Consider the following 15824-nt stretch of genomic DNA (forward strand, 5'->3'; position numbering starts at 1 on the left):
TCACCGCCGCGGTCTTTCGCTTCCCCCGCAAACCACATCCATCAGTAGTAGAGGCGATAGTGAGTCGTAGCCGGTTCTCAAACAATTCAGGGACAGGTGCCTGAAACGGGTTAGCGAAATTCCTGACCGTCTGTAACTTTCACAGCATGATCCGTTCCGCCCGGCCCGCGACTGACTTTCCATATGATTGGCATTTCCTCGCCTGGCGGTACAAAGACCATGTACCAGGGGTGATTACCCTTCCCTTCCGCACGGAATGCACCTCGGAGCGTGCCGAGTGTCCAGCGGCCTGTATGACCGTCCTCATTCCATATCTTCACCAACGCGCCGACAACAGCAAGGGGGATAGCGCTAGGCACGTACACGCGTCTTTTTTTACCAGTAGGGCTATTGAGATAGACCGCGCTATCGTCACTCTCCGGCGTGAAGGCAGCCCACAGGTCTTCTGCTCCGGTACTTTGTTCCGCGTCAGTGTCCGGAATGCTGTCACTTGCGCGTTTGACCGCAAGATTCGAGACTTTTTCATCAACACCACTCAGTACTTGTTGAAGCTCAGCGAGCACTCGCCGCTGGTAGCGATCTGAAATCTTTCCCTCCCTCGACTGGCGTCGAAAGATGAGGTAGGCGAGCAGCACACCTGCCAGCGAGATAACTACACCGATATACCCAATGATGTTCAGAAGGGGTTGCTCAAGCCATCCTCCTCCACCCATCCACCAGAGCAATAAGCAAGCGGCGGCTACGACAAGAACGGCGACAGTACACACCAACACATCAATGCAGACAGTGCTTTTTTGCCCGATTCTTTGGTCCACTTCATTTTCGGTCGACACATCAACTTCCTTCACAGTAAGAAGCAAACCACACGTCCGTCTCCACCCCTTCACCAACTGCACCCACATGCCATATTCCTACCCAAGAGAATCCGTCTCGCTGAATATCAGAAAACAAGAGTGTGAAGTCCTGAAAATGCGGAAAAGGGAAGGTATGCCAGCAGTTTCAGGACCGTTTAGCGGCTTGAACGAAATAATCGCACCCCCCAGAACTAGGCTAGTATCTAAAGGTTTCCTAAGCGTGTCACTTGAACTAGTTCGTCTGCGACGACTCACTCAAGCTCTTGGTCGCTTCGGCACCGACTTCGATCACGTAGGCCCTTAGAGTCAACTTAGAAGTGATTTTAAACGAGCGAGCCGAAATGCAGCTGTAGAGAATAGGACAGAAAAATGCTTGAAGGCGCCGTCCCGAGTGAAGGGCCCAATTGGGTCGAAATCCTTGGTGTCGAAATAGGCAATGCTGAACGGGCGCGTGTGCGTCTTAGATCACTTTCGATCGGCGGCAATGCTCCTCTGAAGCTGGATCCTTTCGGTATCACTGCAATTGTCGGCTCGAACAACAGCGGCAAGTCTACCCTTCTGCGACAGTTGCGAGACGTGTTAGCTGCAGGGCCTCAAGCTCTACAGAATTTCCCACACAAGATGGCAACAGGCGTGCAGATCAACTCAGTTGGATCCTCAGCCGATTTTTTGGCGTGGCTGACGGAGAACGCCCACTACGCCGAAGCCTTACCAGGACAGTATGGAAGGGGGATCTTTCGGTATGGCCACCATAGTGTTGAGGTTCTGAACGCTGAGGCCCAGTGGAACGGCCTGAACAACGCCCAATCGCTGGGCGCTTTGGCGCCCATTTTCTCTTTTTCCGCCAATGGCGACAACAGATTTCAGTACGCGCAGCCGGCACCAGCCCGAGCGGAGGGCAGCGATCCACCCTCTGAACCCCTTCACCATCTTCAAGACGACCGCGACTTATTTCGGAAGCTCAGCGAGCTGTCCCAAAGAGTATTCAATCAGCCGCTAACCCTAGACGATTCGGGCAGTTCCCTTCGAATCAGGATGGGAAGATCGGCGGTGACCGTTCCTAGACTCGACGAGAGCCGGCGCGAGTATGCCAAGGCGTTAGCCCAGCTTCCCTCTTTAGACGTTCAGGGCGATGGTGTCAGAGCGTTCTTCAGTTTGTTTGTCCCCCTAATGGCTGCCACTTACGCGATAGTTATCGTCGACGAACCAGAAGCGTTCCTCCACCCCCCTCAAGCTTTTGCGGCAGGCAAAGCGATGGGTGAAATCGCAAAGTTGTCTGAAGTGCAGGTGATATTGGCTACCCATGATAAAGACTTCCTAGCAGGCGTTCTGGCATCCAACGCTCCCCTGCGGATTGCACGTCTCCAGCGGAACGGATCCGACGTAGTGGTCCGAGACGTCGCTGCCTCCGCCCTGCAGGATCTCTGGCAGGAGCGACTCCTTCGATATAGCAACGTCTTATCAGGCTTGTTCCACCGACTGGTTGTTATATGCGAGGGAGAACAGGACTGCCATTTCTATCAGGCGGCGTTGGAAGACTATCTGGAGAGTCGGGCCGACACCGACCCTGTTCCTCTTGCGGCATCAGACGTACTCTTTGTACCTACCAACGGCAAAGCGGCTATGGCTCAGGTTGCCGGCATCGTCAGCGCTGCTGGTGTACCCACCGTCATTGTTCCTGACTTAGACGTGTTGGATGACAAGACGATCATCTCCCGGATGGTCACCACGTTGAGCGGCGATTGGGAAAGATACGCGGCAGACTTTATGGCTACTACCACTCCAATCGAACGTCGAAACGCTCCTCCCAAGGTGCAAGCCCTTAAGGATGATTTGGACGGATACCTCGACGAGGTTTTGGATGCAGATTCAGACGCAGTTCTGGACCAGGACCATAAAGAGAAAATCGATCGGATACTGCGGACGTCAGAGTCCGACTGGGCCCTCGTCAAAGTGGCTGGCATCTCAGTCTTTCGGGGCAACCAGAGACAGGCTGCGGACCGTCTGCTTAAGGAACTCGCAGCACTTGGAATTGTCCCCCTCGAGGTAGGGAGTCTAGAGAGTTTTGCTCCTACCTTTGCCAAGAACCGAAGATGGTTACCGCGCGCACTGGAAACCGGAGCCCATCGTTCTGCACAGGCAAGGTCACTCGTTGAAAGGATTCTGCAGGGATGCTTCTATTGACGTCAAGCTCGCCACGGAGCGATTCGCTAGCAGGATCCGGTGTTCGGTTGGATCGGCAAGATGCCCACCTTCCCGGCGGGATAACTTCAGTTTCAGAGTGTCGTTGTGCGGGTCACTTTTGTGCAGAAGCTCGGGCTTCTATGAGCTCGTGTGGGTGCGTTCGCCTTTAGCGATAGCTTTTGGAGAGGCCAGGGAAGCATAGTTCCCTTTCGGCGGTATGCCCTTCTCGGCGAGGTAGTTGTCGAAGACCTCCGGGTCCCGCAGAGCAAAGCGGAGAACACGACGCTGACGGAGCTGTGGAGGACGGCCGAGGTATTCCCAGGCTTGACGCCCTGCCCGCTTCCGGCGAATCGAAAACGTTCCGAAAGACCAGAACGCAACGACAAACCATAAAGCCACCGTGGATAACATCAAGGTGGCCAACCAATCCGGCATCGTCCGCGTGAGCATGGCGGCAAAGAGGATAGCTATGACGATCGGCCAAAGTATAAAAAAGTAGCGAAGGTATTGGGCGGCACTCTTAAGTGTATTAGCGGCTACTCGACCGATCCTCGGTTCCCAGTCTTCGCTGAACATGTCACGACTTCGGTTGCCTTTCATGAGGTGTACTTTAACTCCCCAACAGGAGACCCCGACCATAAGGAAGCCTCGGACTCTTGAGCGGCGCCAAATTGAAACCCATCCGCCCGTTGTACCCTCTTCATCACGCCGACCGTAAAACCGCGATCAACGGAGTGTCTACCGACTGCTAGGCACTGCCCCTTTCAGGCGTATCGCCTTCCGCTCCTAGTAAGCGTGTTGCGAGGTTGCGTGATCGCTGAAAACCTCGTTAGCCGTAGTGAGCGTTCGAAAGATTTGTCGTGTGATGTAGCGCTTCAAACTCCGGATGATTTCCTTCTTGTTCCGCCCTTCACGGGTCCGGCGGACTACATATTCCCTGGTCTCCTGATGCCAACGCATTCTTACGACGGCGATCGTGTGAATCGCCTTGTTCAGCTGACGATCCCCGCCTCGATTGAGCCTGTATCTGGTCGTTCCCCCTGATGAAGCTGGAATTGGGCATGTGCCGGCAAGTGCTGCCAGCGCTGCCTCCGAGCGAACGCGGCCCGGATGAGACCAAGCAGTAAGGATTGCTGCGGCGCTGATCGGGCCCACACCTGGCATGTCCAGGAGTGCTTGATTGGTCTGCTGGACTAGCAGAGTCATATCAGCCCGGTTCTGCTCGAGCTGGTCTTCAAGCGCGAGGATTTGTTTAGCCAGCCGGGTAGCCTCCGAACGACTTACCCGGGTACCGACACCTTCATCCCGCGTCCTCCACGCCGCGATAGTTCCGATCGTTTCAGGGGTTGGCCGGCACGCGGTTCTCGAAGCTCATTCGTATCTATTCCAAGGACAGCCCTAGCCGCCCGGGCTGCGTCAATGCTGTCTGACTTACCCCTTTTCCGCCCAATCCGACGCTCAGGAAACGGTGCTTCAACTACTCGGAAGCCCGACTCCGTTGCCAGCTGCCGAAGTTTGGCCCCGTATGATCCGGTTCCTTCCATGGAGAGCAGTACCCGTGACTTATCCTCGGTGCTGCGACGGGAAATCCAACGCAGTGCCCGGCTCATCCCAGTACTTGTTGATGGGAAAGTTTCGTTGGCAATCTCGGCCCCGGTTACCGCGGAAATGATTGCCAAGGTATGAGTTTTCGAGTGCGTATCGATGCCGACAACAAAGTCGTAAGCCTGCGCCACGACGGCCATTTGTACCTCCTGCAGTTCCTTCGGATCAGTGCGGGTATCAGTGGAATACGGCGAGGCAAGTCTGGGATGGGCCACAGCCTGTGAGGCTGGGCAGGCTTCTAATCAAGCCATCGCAGTAGACAGAACCGATGCTGGACTCCGGATGAGCGGGCAGATCCCTGCAAGCGCACCTCGCGGCAAAACCGAAGGGCAAAACGACACAAGGGCCACACCCGTCCACAGTCACAGCACCAGCCTGCCAGCCAGTCTCAGACCGGCTGTTCAAACACTCCCAGACGATTCATTCCATAGCCGTCTTCGGAAGGCGCTCCTGCAAGTCGTCAAGAAGTTCCCGCGCCGGTATTCGGTGGTCAAGTGCCAGGTTACTAAGACACCTGCTGGTCGCATCCCGCAGACGCCCACCCCAACGCCGGCCCCAGTTTGCCCGCAGTGTCGGTCAGGATCTGGACGTAGTCCTCATGCTCAAAGCTGAATGGCAGCGCGAAAGCCACCTCATCCACCTCCTGGAAACCTGCATGCGCGTACAGCTGCTCGGCGATCTCCTCGCTGGTGCCGATTAAATCAGCCGCGAACATCATTCCCCGCGGCCCCTGCGGCGCAGCCGTGCGGGGAGTGCGTTCGTCGACGTACCGCTGGTACTTTTCCCGCTGGGCCGGGGACGCCGAGTCGGTAGGAATCACCACCAGACCCTGCGAAACCCGCGCCTGAGTATTCCCCGAGGCAGCAGCAGCCTCACGGAACGCCCGGATCTGGGCCTGCTGGACCAGGGCGAAGTCCGGCTCCTGGTCCTTGTCGGGAAAGATCACGCTGCTGGAGAGCAGGTTGAACCCATTGGACCCGGCCCACACGGCCGACTTCGTACTGCCGGCACCGTACCACAGCCGGCCCCGCAGCCCCGGCGAATGTGGCTCCACCCGGTTGGAGAACTCCTCCACCACGCCCTGCTTGCCGGAGAACTCCCGCACCGGCTCCCCGGCAACCAACCGCGCAAACCGCTCCACCCTGGCGTAGCTGAAGTCCTCCACATCCGCGGTATCCGGGTACAGCTCATGCTTCACCGTGTCGAACTGCATCGGCTCGCCCACGCTCACTCCGGGGTTGATCCGTCCCCCGGCCAGCAGGTCCACGGTGGCCAGGTCCTCGGCCAGCCGCAGCGGGTTTTCCCACCCCAACGGCGTCACGGCAGTACCCAGCTCAATCCGGGAGGTCCGCTGGCTGGCGGCCGCCATCACCGCCACAGGAGAGGAGATCCCGAACTGCAGGTGCCGGTGGCGCAACCAGGCACTGTCGAACCCCAGCCGCTCACCCAGCTCAATGATCTGCAGCGTGGACTCGTGGCCCGCAGCCGGATTGGCGGGATCGAACAGGCCAATGGTGAGGAATCCCAGCTTGCGCAGGGGACGGTCGGGGTGCGGCATCGGCTTCCTTCAAAGAGACGGGATTGGTTTCAGACTAGGCGGAAGCCCCCTAAATGAACCAGCAATCATTGACGACTATGACGGCATTGTGGTTAGGCTCGCCTCAAGCCAGCGACGGCGCCGGCACGGGAGGGAAGATATGTCACTGCAGGAAATCGAGTTCACGTCCGCCAACGGCCGCGACACCATCCAGGCCTGGGTCTACGAACCCATCGGGCAGCCCAAGGCCATCGTGCAGCTGATTCACGGGCTCGGCGAGCACTCCCGCCGCTACCTCCACCTCATCTCCACGCTGGTGGACGCGGGGTTCATTGTGGTGGCGGGAGACCACTCCGGGCACGGGCGAACGGCTATGCAGCAGGGCACCTGGGGCGACGCCGGCGAGGACGCGGCCAGCGTGGTGGTCGAGGACGAGGTCACCCTCCAGGCCAAGGCCAAGGAAGCCCTCCCCCAGTTGCCCTACGTGGTGTTCGGCCACAGCTGGGGCTCCATGATCGCCCGCGGCATGGCCGTGGACCCGCGGACGCAGCTGTCCGGGTTGATCCTCTGCGGCATCGCCGCCCAGATGCGCGGCATCGAGAAGATGATTGACCGGCCCGAACTGGCGCGGCTTGCCTCCGGCGAGCGCGGGGCCGATCCCGCGCCGCAGGAACTGGTGGCCCAGCTGTTCGACGGCTTCCTGGGCCGCTTCGGCGAAGGTGCCGGCCCCACCGCCTGGGTGGCGCTCGACGCGGACGTGGTCACCGACCACGGCAGGGACCCCTTCAACAACTTCGGCGCACCGCTCAGCGCCCGCTTCCTGCAGGGCTTCGTGGACCTCTACGACCAGGTCACCTCCGACGACTGGTACAAACAGCTCCCCGCGGAACTCCCCGTCCTGATCCTCGCCGGCGACCAGGACCCCGTCACAAACTACGGCGAAGGCGCCTACCACGTGGCCAACCGCCTGGCTGATTCGGGCCACGCGGACGTCCGCACCCGCGTCTTCCCCGGCGTCCGCCACGAAGTGCACAACGAACCCAGCACCCGCGCGGAAACGGAACGCGAAACGGTCGCGTTCATCCAGCGGGTCGCCGGCAGCTGAGGTCCCCAAGCACCTCCCACGGAAGGTACGACGGCGGCACTCGCCACCCCGCCGTCGTCGTCCCTTTCAGCAGGGCAGGCTATCCGGCAGGCTCCTCCGCGATGTCCTCGGCCCACAGGTCCGGGTGGTCCTCCTGAAACGAGCGCATCATGTCCACGCACCGCGGATCGTCCAGGACCACCACCTCAACGCCGCGCGACCGCAGAAGGTCGAACTCGCCGTCGAACGTCCGTGCCTCACCCACCACCACGCGGGGAATCTTGAACTGGATGATGGTCCCCGTGCACATGGCACACGGGGCCAGGGTGGTGTAGAGCGTGGTGTCCCGGTAGCTCTTCTGCCGGCCGGCCGCGCGGAGGGCTGACATTTCCCCGTGCGCTATCGGGTCGCCGTTCTGGACCCGTTCGTTGTGCCCGCTCGCGATGACCACACCGTCCCGGGCAAGGGCTGCCCCGATGGGGATACCGCCCTCCCTCACGCTCTTCTGGGCGGCCTCGAAGGCGGCCTCGAAGGCGGCCTCGAAGGCGGCCTCGAAGGCGTGGTCGTGAGGGGCGTGCCCCTCTCCGGTGGCGGCAGAAAGCGTCGGCTCGAGTGTCATGCGTCATTCTTGCATACGGCCAATCGGTGCACCGCTGGCTTGGCTGGGTCCCTGCAGGAACGTCCGACGACGGCACTCACCAAGCCGCCGTCGTCCCCTCCGGCGAGTGCCGCCGTCGTCAGCCCTGTCTCGCCTTATGCCCCCAGCGGGCCACGCGCGCAAAGGTGGGACCCGCGGGCTGCGGGATTTTGGCAGGATCGGCACCCGGCCGCCGCCGGCGAAGTTCCAGGGCCAGTGCCTCCTGCCCGCGCGCCATCGCCCACCGATGGTTTGCCGCGAAGGCGGGCTTGAGGAGCCAGCTCAACCGCCGCAGCAGCGGTTTCGCCGCGCTGACCCGCCAGTCGTAGGTGACCACTGTTTCGGGACCGTCCTGCTCGAACGTCCAGCGTCCGGCGCCGTTGAGGTCGCCCCTCGCCGAGAGGGCAAAACCCTGCTCCGTGACCGGCTCGGTGAGGGTGAGTTGCCATGTGAGCGTGTACGGCAGCCAGCCTTTGGTATGGAGGAAGAACGCCTTGCCGGTGCCGTCCGGACTGCCCGGATCACGGGGCTCAACCGACAGATACACGGACGGCCACCAGCGGGGGAGCGTGCCGGCGTCGCCGAGAATGTCCACCACTTCGCGCGGTGTCCCGGCCACGCGCCAGACGGTCAGGAACTCGTAGTCGGTGCTGCTCTTCGAAACGCCGCGCATGGGTGCCTCCACGGCAGGGGTGGATAAGTGGACCCACAGTACTCACGCCAGATTTTCGCCGTCAATGGGCGGGGCCAACGTGTGAAGGCGCCGCTACTGGCGCCCAGGCCGGGACCGGTAAACGTGGCCGGGCTGCAGCGGAATTCCTTCGAACAGTTGAGGAACGGACACCAGCCGGTAGCCCTGCCCCTGCAGGCTGGCCATCAGCTCCTGCTGACCGGCGATGGTGCTGGGCTGGACGTCATGCATGAGCACCATGGCGCCGGGCGTGATTTCCTTGAGTACCTTGGGCACGAAGGCCGCCGGATTCTTGCTCTGCCAGTCCAGCGAGTCCACGGCCCAGATCATCAGTGGTTTGCCGACGGCAGCCTGGACCGCGGCGTCGGCCGCACCGTACGGCGGACGCATCAGGTTGGGGGTCGAACCTGTGGCTGCCAGGATGGCCGCGTCCGTCCGGTCGATCTCTTTCCTGACCGCGGCCGGGGACAGCTTGGTCAGGTAGGGGTGGCTGTAGGTGTGGTTGCCAATTGCGTATCCGGCATCGGCCACCTGCTTTGCCGTCGCCGGGTTGGCGGTGGTGTTGGACCCGGTCATGAAGAACGTGGCCTGGGCGTTCTTCTCCCTCAGGATGTCCAGTAACTGGGGCGTGGTGCGGGCGTCCGGCCCGTCGTCGTAGGTCAGCGCAGCGCACGGGACGAGATCGCAGTTCACGTGCCTGAGGGCCGGAGCACTGGCCGGGCGCGGCGCTGCGCCGGCGTTCAGCTGCCCCAGCACCTGGCGGCCGTAATCGCTGAGGACAGCCGCCGTGTCCGCGGCATTCATCGTGGCCGTCACCTCCCGGCCAGGCATCCCGGGCTGCTCAGCGGAAACGGTCAGTTCCCCGTCCGGACTGAGGACAAGGTCGGCAGGGATTCCCTGCGGGGAGCGGGCCGCGATGTCGGCAGGGATGCCCGCCGCGCGCGCCAGGACGGCGGGCATGGCGTCAGGCCTCAGCAGGTCGGTGCCGCTGTGGACCGCACCGGAGGCCAGATCGACATAAACGGTGGCGGACGCCATCGCGCTGGCTCCGTCCGGCCCGGTGTCCGACACTCGTTGACGGACCACGAGGACATTGCCCTTGGCCTGGACGGGTTTGGCCGAGATGACCATTTCCCTGCCCTGGTGCTGACCGGCATTCAGTGCCATCGCGGGCCGGTAGCGGCCACCCGTGGGGCCTGCCGCGTCAAGGAGTCCCAGCAGCCAGGAGTCATTCTGGGCGTTGAAGGCTGGCAGCCCGTCAACGTAAGTCCAGGACGCGTGGACGTGGTGATTTCCCACTTGGGCCGTCAAGGCCATCGGGTACCCGCCCGGGACAGCGGCTGGCTGATCCAGCACGTCCGACAATTGCTCTGGCATCGGCACCACCCGCGGCTGGCTGGAAACCCGGTCATGGGGCTGCAGCAAGGAAGGGGCCACCGCACTGCCGGTACCGCTTGCCAGCACTGCCGCTGCGCAGAGCGAGGCAACGAGCAAACGCAGGCAGGCAGCAGCCACGCTCCCGCGGGTGCGCCCCATACCCAGCCCCATCGATCCGCACGCTCCTCAGGTGTTGACCTCTCGATTGTCCCTCACTACCAGGCCCACATGACGAAACCGGAGGCAGTTGCCTGGCAGCGGGGAGCTGCGGCAGCCTAGATGGTCACGTTGAGCCCCGCCGTGTAGCCGGCAGCGGCAGACCCGGTCATCGTCGCGAGCTGGTAGATGCCGCCGTCGTCGCCGAACACGTTGTCCGATTTCAGGGTGGTGCGGGTCATGTTGGTGATGCTCTTCTCGTATCCGGGGGTGGCATAGACGTCGTCGCAGGCCGCCTGCGGCAGCGCGATCTGGGAGACGGCCAATACCTGCCCGGCAGCGGTGGCATTGTTCATGGACTCGAACACCTCGAAGTGGATGTGCGGCCAGCGCCCGGAGTAGGCGGCCGGGAAGATCGACGTGAACGTGACCTGGCCATTCGCGTCAGCTTCCTGCACGCCCCGCAGGTAGTTCTCGTTCTTCAGGCTCGAGTCGTACATCGAGTACTTCCCGTCCCGGTCGCAGTGCCAGGCGTATACCGCGGCACCTGCCATCGGGGTGCAGCCGTTGGCGTTGTCCAGGAGGGTCAGGGTGAAGGTCAGCGGAACGCCCTCGGCTTTTGCGGAGGCAGTCCCGAAGCTCGATGTGATGTCCTTCCGCACCACCCCGGAAGCTTCCAGGACGTTCGGCCCGTTGGAGCCATCGCCGGGATAGGGGCCGGCGGTCTCCTGCGGGATTTCTACGCCGCATTCAGCGATGGCCCTGGTCAGGGTCGGAGTGGCGGTGGCGTCAGTGGCCGTAGCCGACGCCGAGGACGTGGCAGCCGTCGCCGTGGTTGTTGCCGTCGCCGTGGAGCCAGAGGTTGCCGAGGGTGTGCAGGCGGCGAGCGCGGCCACGGCACCGCCTGCGCCGAGGAACAGTCCCAGGGACCTGCGGCTGACCAGGGTGTTCAGGTCGAACTCCAGCCCCCGGTCGTGGTCGGGGTGCGGCTGGCCAGAATCGGGCTGGCGGGGTGTACGTGAAGTGGTCATGATGCAAGCAAACCGCGCGCGGCTATGCCGCGGGCCGGTTGCTGCTGTGCCATTGCTGTGCGTCCGGACGGGCGCCTCCCCACAGGAAGCCAGCCCCCGCAGAAAGCACGACGGCGGCACCCGCCCGCCGCCGTCGTCGTCCGTTCCAGCGCAGCCGGCCCGGAGCGTACGGCGACGGAAAGGCGAGGCGGGGCAGGCCCATTGGAGCCTGCCCCGCCTCTTTGCACCGGCTGATGCCCTGCGCCCGACTTTCGGGTTTCCTGTTGCGATGGAGTATGCAGGAACATCTGCCGGCGGGTCTGGTGCGGGACGTCCGCGGCCGTCGGCGGCCTAGAGCGTCCTGGGATCTTCGGCGTACATCTTCAACCTGATGTCCAAAGCGTCCGACATGTGGCGGGCGGCGATCTCCCCGGCGCGGGCGGAGTCGCCGTCCCCGATGGCGGCCAGCAGGCCGGCATATTCCGCCAGCACCACCGGCCACCGCCCCGGGTAGGTCAGCGTGGTGAGGGTGTACCGGCGCACCTGCTGGTCCAGGCGTTCCAGCAGGCCGATCAGCGACGGGCTGTGCGTGGCGTGCCACAACTGGGCGTGGAAGGCACGGTTGGTTTCGGCGAGCGCCCGGCCGTCACTGGGGTCCAGCTGCTGCATCTGCGCCAGCAGCCCCGCGAGCAGTTGGCGGTCCAGGGCGGTCGCATTGACGGCGGCCTTGGCAGCCGCGGCCTGCTCCAGGATGATCCTCGACTCGTAGATGTCGATGATCTCCTCGGCCGAATGCGTTCGGACCACCACCGCCTTGCCGCGCCGTTCCACCAGCCCGTCCTGCTCCAGCCGCTGCAGCGCCTCCCGCACCGGTGTCCGGGAAGCCCCGTACCGCTCGGTGAGCTTGGCCTCCGTGAGCGGCTCATCAGGCGCAAAGACGCTCGCGAGAACGTCCTCACGGAGCCGCTGGTGGATGGGATTGGCCACTTTTTCCTCTTTCCGTTGCTGGTGGGGCTGGTGTGTTGGCTAGGCGATGGAGCCGGCGCGGCGGCCGAAGACGGCGCCCGCCGCAAGCCCGGAGCCGCCGGGGTAGTTTCCGCTGAACAGGCCGCCCAGCGCTTCCCCACAGGCATAGAGCCCGTCGAGCGGTTCCGCGTCTTCGGTCAACACGCGCCCCCAGGTGTCCGTTTTCAGGCCGCCGAAGGTGAAGGTGATTCCGCAGGTTACCGGGAAAGCGTAGAACGGGCCGGTGGAGATGCTGCGGGCCCAGTTGCTCTTGGGCGGCTGCGTATCGGCGCGGCGCCCGTCCTTGACGTTGGGGTCAAACGGGGCAGCCTCGGTGATGGAAGCATTGAAGTGCTGCACCGTTTCCTCCAGCCCTTCGGGACTGATGCCGGCTTTCTGGGCCAGCTCGGCGAGGGTCGGCGCGGTGACCACCGAGACGCCCGGCATGTCGTACTCCTCGGCCCGCAGCATGGGGCGGGAAGAGCCGTCAAAGATCTGGAAGGCAGCCGATCCCGGCTGGGCAAGGATGTCCCGGCCGTACTTCGCGTAGGTGTAGTTGCGGTAGTCGGCGCCTTCGTCCACGAACCGCTTGCCCTCGCTGTTCACCACGATGCCAAGCGGGTACCCGCCGCGGGTGAGCTGGTTGGTGAGCTCCAGGTTGCTCTCGTTCTCCGGATGCCAGGCGTCCCAGGCCACGCTGTGGCAGGTGGACCAGTCGCCGCCCCTGGCCGCGCCTGCGTCCAATGCGGCGAGGATCATCTCCCCCGTGTTGCCCGGCGTGCCGCGGACTTTCGCGTTCTGCCAGCCCTCACCCAGGTGATGGCGGCGCAGTTCCGGCGAGGCTTCAAAACCTCCCGAGGCAAGGATGACCGACTCGGCCCGGAACTCGCCCGCTCCCGATGACGTCCGGTAGCTGACCCCGCACACCCGGCCATCTTCCCGGATGAGCCCCGTGGCCGCGCAGTCATAGACCACCTCAACACCCATGCGCTCCGCCGCTGCCCGGTGGTCGGCCATGAGCCCCTTGCCGCCGCCCACGTTGCCCACGTGCAGTCCGCCCCAGAACAGGTAGCCGCCATCCCCGGTCCGGTAGGCCTGCCGTTCGTACATCAGGCGGTACTTGAGTCCCATGCCCTGGAGCCAGCGCAGCGTCGGATTGCTTTCGTTGACCAGGACCTCGGAAAGCTCGGGGTCGTTGCGCCCTTCAGAGACTTTGGACAGATCGGCAAGGTATTCGGTGGCGGTGTAGGCGGGGACCTCGCTGGCGGCGTGCCGCTCATCAGGTTCCACAAATTCGATCAGCTCCTGAAGCCCGTCATGGGAGATGCGCGTGGCACCGGCGGTGTAGAAGCTGTTGCCGCCCGACGCGGCCTTCTGCGCCTTTTCCAGCAGGACAACCCTGCGTCCACGCTCAGCGGCTGCAAGTGCTGCCGCGAATCCGGCGTTGCCGCCACCCACTACCAAAACGTCGCTCTTGATCATCATTAATCTCCTCAGCTCCATCGCTGTACACGATTGTATACATAAGTATGCCGATGCATGCAATGGCGCATTCGGGTGCGTTGAGGCGGGGTGGTACCGGAATCAGGCGGTTACCCCAGGCGGGGACTGCTGATTTCCTGGGCGTCGATGTACATCTGGATGCGGATGTTCTTTGCCTCGTCCATGTGGGCGCTGGCGATGCGGCCGGCCTCCTCCGCGTTCCGGGCGCGGATGGCCACCAGCAGCTCCTCATGCTCCTTCAGCACGCGGTCCCAGCGCTCCTTAGTGGAGAGCGTGGTGCCGGGGTAGCGGATGAAGTGGACCAGGATCCGGTCGAGGAGGTCAAGGAGGGCGGCGCTGTGGCTGGCCGCCCAGATGCGCTCATGGAAGGTGCGGTTGGCGGCGGCCAGTTCAGCCGGAGTGGCAGCATCAAAATCAAGGGTGACCATGGCCTGGTGCGCCCGGTCGATCAGCATCAGGTCCATGTCCGTGTGCCGGAGGGCCGCAGTTTTTGCGGCCGCCTCCTCCAGGAAGGTCCGCACCTCGTAGAGGTCCAGCATCTCCTCCGGCCGGTACTCGCGCACCTGCATGCGTGAACCGTAGCGCTCCACCAGCCCCTCGGTTTCGAGGCGCCGCAAGGCCTCCCGGATGGGCGTCCGGGAGACGTTGTACTTCTTGGCCAGGGCGCTTTCGACGAGCTGGGCACGGGGAGGCAGCTCCTGCGAGATGATGGCGTTCCTGATCATCAGGTAGGGGCTTGTCTCTGGTTGCGACGCCACGGGCGGCCTCCGGTCTTCATGGAAACAAGCGGCAGGACGCGCCGGCGCCATACCTTTAGCCGCAATTCTAACGCACTGCATACCGTTTGGACGTGCTGTGAACACGGTGACCAATGCTCCGCACACCGTCTCACCCGGCAAGGCCTCCAGATCGCCCATTGGTATTCAGATTCAAGTGACTGTTGCTTTAGTCATACCAACGGTATACCGTTTGTGACCAATGCCATACAGAGCAGCAATTACCGGATTCCGGTTTGCTCAGCTTTGAACATTTACCCGGCAGCTGCACACGCCGGCTGGGGTACTTCAGGAGAACCAATGACGCTTCTATTCAGGGAAGAGCCGCAGGACGGCACCCTCCCGGTCACCCCGGTCCCGGCCACTCTGGTCCGTGGCGGAACCAGCAAGTGCTGGATCTTCCGGGACGAGGACCTTCCAGCTGACGCCCTGGAGACGGACCGTCTCCTCATCCGCACCTTCGGCTCGCCGGACCTCCGCCAGATCGATGGCGTAGGCGGGGCCTCGTCAACCACCAGCAAGGCGATCACCGTGGCCGGTACCGGCCCGGACGGTACGGTCCACTACCGGTTCGCCCAGGTGGCCATCGACAAGCCGGCTGTCGAATGGGCCAGCAACTGTGGCAACTGCGCCACGGCCCTGGGCCTGTACGCGCTGCATGCCGGACTCGTCACTCCCTCCGGCGAAGTCACCCGCGTCCCCATCCTGAACACCGTGACCGGCCTTCGCCTCGTTTGCGAGATCCCCACACCCGGGGCGCAGGTGCCGGCCTATGGCGGGCGGCGGCTCGACGGCCAGCACTACCCCGGCGTCCCCATCGACGTCATCTTCCAGAAGGCCTCCTGGTCCAGCTACGGAGCACAGTTCCCTACGGGCAACGCCGTCGATGACATCGAGGTCGACGGGAAGCGCTACCAGGCAACGCTGATCGACGCCGGCGCACCGGCAGCGCTCTTCGACGCACAGGACCTGGGACTGGATGCCACCGGCAGCGAGGAGGAGTTGGAGAAACTGGTCCGGATCGCCCCGCAGCTGCGCGCAGCGGCCGCCCGCCTGATGGGCCTTCCGGAGAACCTCACTTCCATTCCGAAGGTGGGCATCGTGGGACCTCCGCCCGCAGGCGCAACCGGCGTCTCGGCCCGGATGATTTCGATGACCGCGCTGCACCCCGCCATCGGCCTGACCAGCGCCGTCGCCGTCGCTGCAGCTTCGGGCACAACAGGCAGCGTGGTGCAGCGCAGCGTAGTCCCGGCGGCGGAGGCCGGACTCTTTATCCACTTACTGAAAGGCAAGACGGCGCTGGCATTGGATGCAGCCGATCCCGCTGAAGTCTCCTTTCAACGCTCGGCCCGCGTCATCAGCGAAAGCACCATCCTGGTGCCCAGCGACTGAAGAAACCCCTACC

General features: G+C 63.2%; 15 protein-coding genes. 3 read left to right on the forward strand and 12 right to left on the reverse strand.

Features of this window, described 5'->3' with window-relative positions:
- Window positions 1–110: 110 nt before the first annotated feature.
- Window positions 111–833: a hypothetical protein gene (locus tag ACFVTD_RS09770; RefSeq protein ID WP_387561593.1), complete on the reverse strand. Its 723-nt coding sequence runs from the start codon at window positions 831–833 to the stop codon at window positions 111–113.
- Between the two features lie 390 nt (window positions 834–1223).
- Here ACFVTD_RS09770 and ACFVTD_RS09775 point away from each other — a divergent pair, with 390 nt between their 5' ends.
- Window positions 1224–3038, forward strand: coding sequence for an ATP-dependent endonuclease (locus ACFVTD_RS09775; protein ID WP_387561595.1), 1815 nt, complete (start codon window positions 1224–1226; stop codon window positions 3036–3038).
- Between the two features lie 138 nt (window positions 3039–3176).
- Here the strand turns inward: ACFVTD_RS09775 and ACFVTD_RS09780 are convergent, their stop codons facing one another.
- From ACFVTD_RS09780 to ACFVTD_RS09795, 4 genes are all read right to left on the reverse strand, one after another.
- Window positions 3177–3638 (reverse strand): hypothetical protein, encoded by a 462-nt coding sequence (locus ACFVTD_RS09780; RefSeq protein WP_387561598.1) that lies wholly within the window; start codon window positions 3636–3638, stop codon window positions 3177–3179.
- Between the two features lie 186 nt (window positions 3639–3824).
- Window positions 3825–4244: a transposase gene (locus tag ACFVTD_RS09785; RefSeq protein ID WP_387561601.1), complete on the reverse strand. Its 420-nt coding sequence runs from the start codon at window positions 4242–4244 to the stop codon at window positions 3825–3827.
- Between the two features lie 74 nt (window positions 4245–4318).
- Window positions 4319–4783, reverse strand: coding sequence for a transposase (locus tag ACFVTD_RS09790; protein WP_387561604.1), 465 nt, complete (start codon window positions 4781–4783; stop codon window positions 4319–4321).
- Between the two features lie 365 nt (window positions 4784–5148).
- Entirely contained in the window at window positions 5149–6201 is a 1053-nt protein-coding gene (locus ACFVTD_RS09795) for an LLM class flavin-dependent oxidoreductase (RefSeq protein ID WP_387561607.1), read from the reverse strand.
- 139 nt (window positions 6202–6340) lie between these two features.
- On the opposite strand from ACFVTD_RS09795, the gene ACFVTD_RS09800 reads away from it, so the two are divergent.
- Window positions 6341–7285, forward strand: a complete 945-nt coding sequence (locus ACFVTD_RS09800; RefSeq protein WP_387561610.1) for an alpha/beta fold hydrolase — start codon at window positions 6341–6343, stop codon at window positions 7283–7285.
- A gap of 79 nt (window positions 7286–7364) precedes the next feature.
- Here ACFVTD_RS09800 and ACFVTD_RS09805 read toward each other — a convergent pair whose 3' ends face one another.
- The 7 genes from ACFVTD_RS09805 to ACFVTD_RS09835 form a co-directional block, all read right to left on the reverse strand.
- Window positions 7365–7883, reverse strand: a complete 519-nt coding sequence (locus ACFVTD_RS09805) for a nucleoside deaminase (RefSeq protein WP_387561613.1) — start codon at window positions 7881–7883, stop codon at window positions 7365–7367.
- 118 nt (window positions 7884–8001) lie between these two features.
- Window positions 8002–8574, reverse strand: coding sequence for an SRPBCC family protein (locus ACFVTD_RS09810; RefSeq protein WP_387561616.1), 573 nt, complete (start codon window positions 8572–8574; stop codon window positions 8002–8004).
- A 93-nt stretch (window positions 8575–8667) separates the two neighbouring features.
- A complete protein-coding gene (locus ACFVTD_RS09815) occupies window positions 8668–10128 on the reverse strand; it encodes a polysaccharide deacetylase family protein (protein ID WP_387561619.1) in 1461 nt (486 codons plus the stop codon).
- 116 nt (window positions 10129–10244) lie between these two features.
- Complete coding sequence (locus ACFVTD_RS09820; RefSeq protein WP_387561621.1) at window positions 10245–11156, reverse strand: intradiol ring-cleavage dioxygenase; 912 nt, start codon at window positions 11154–11156, stop codon at window positions 10245–10247.
- Window positions 11157–11486: 330 nt separating this feature from the next.
- Complete coding sequence (locus ACFVTD_RS09825; protein WP_387561624.1) at window positions 11487–12122, reverse strand: GntR family transcriptional regulator; 636 nt, start codon at window positions 12120–12122, stop codon at window positions 11487–11489.
- Window positions 12123–12161: 39 nt separating this feature from the next.
- The gene (gene tcuA, locus ACFVTD_RS09830; RefSeq protein WP_387561627.1) at window positions 12162–13625 is read right to left on the reverse strand and encodes an FAD-dependent tricarballylate dehydrogenase TcuA; all 1464 of its coding nucleotides are present in this window, start codon (window positions 13623–13625) and stop codon (window positions 12162–12164) included.
- Between the two features lie 107 nt (window positions 13626–13732).
- Entirely contained in the window at window positions 13733–14401 is a 669-nt protein-coding gene (locus ACFVTD_RS09835; RefSeq protein WP_224023586.1) for a GntR family transcriptional regulator, read from the reverse strand.
- Between the two features lie 318 nt (window positions 14402–14719).
- Between ACFVTD_RS09835 and ACFVTD_RS09840 the strand changes: the two genes are divergently transcribed.
- Complete coding sequence (locus tag ACFVTD_RS09840) at window positions 14720–15811, forward strand: PrpF domain-containing protein (protein WP_387561630.1); 1092 nt, start codon at window positions 14720–14722, stop codon at window positions 15809–15811.
- The last annotated feature ends 13 nt before the right edge of the window (window positions 15812–15824 follow it).

The organism is Pseudarthrobacter sp. NPDC058119 (genome assembly GCF_042884655.1).
Lineage (GTDB): Bacteria > Actinomycetota > Actinomycetes > Actinomycetales > Micrococcaceae > Arthrobacter.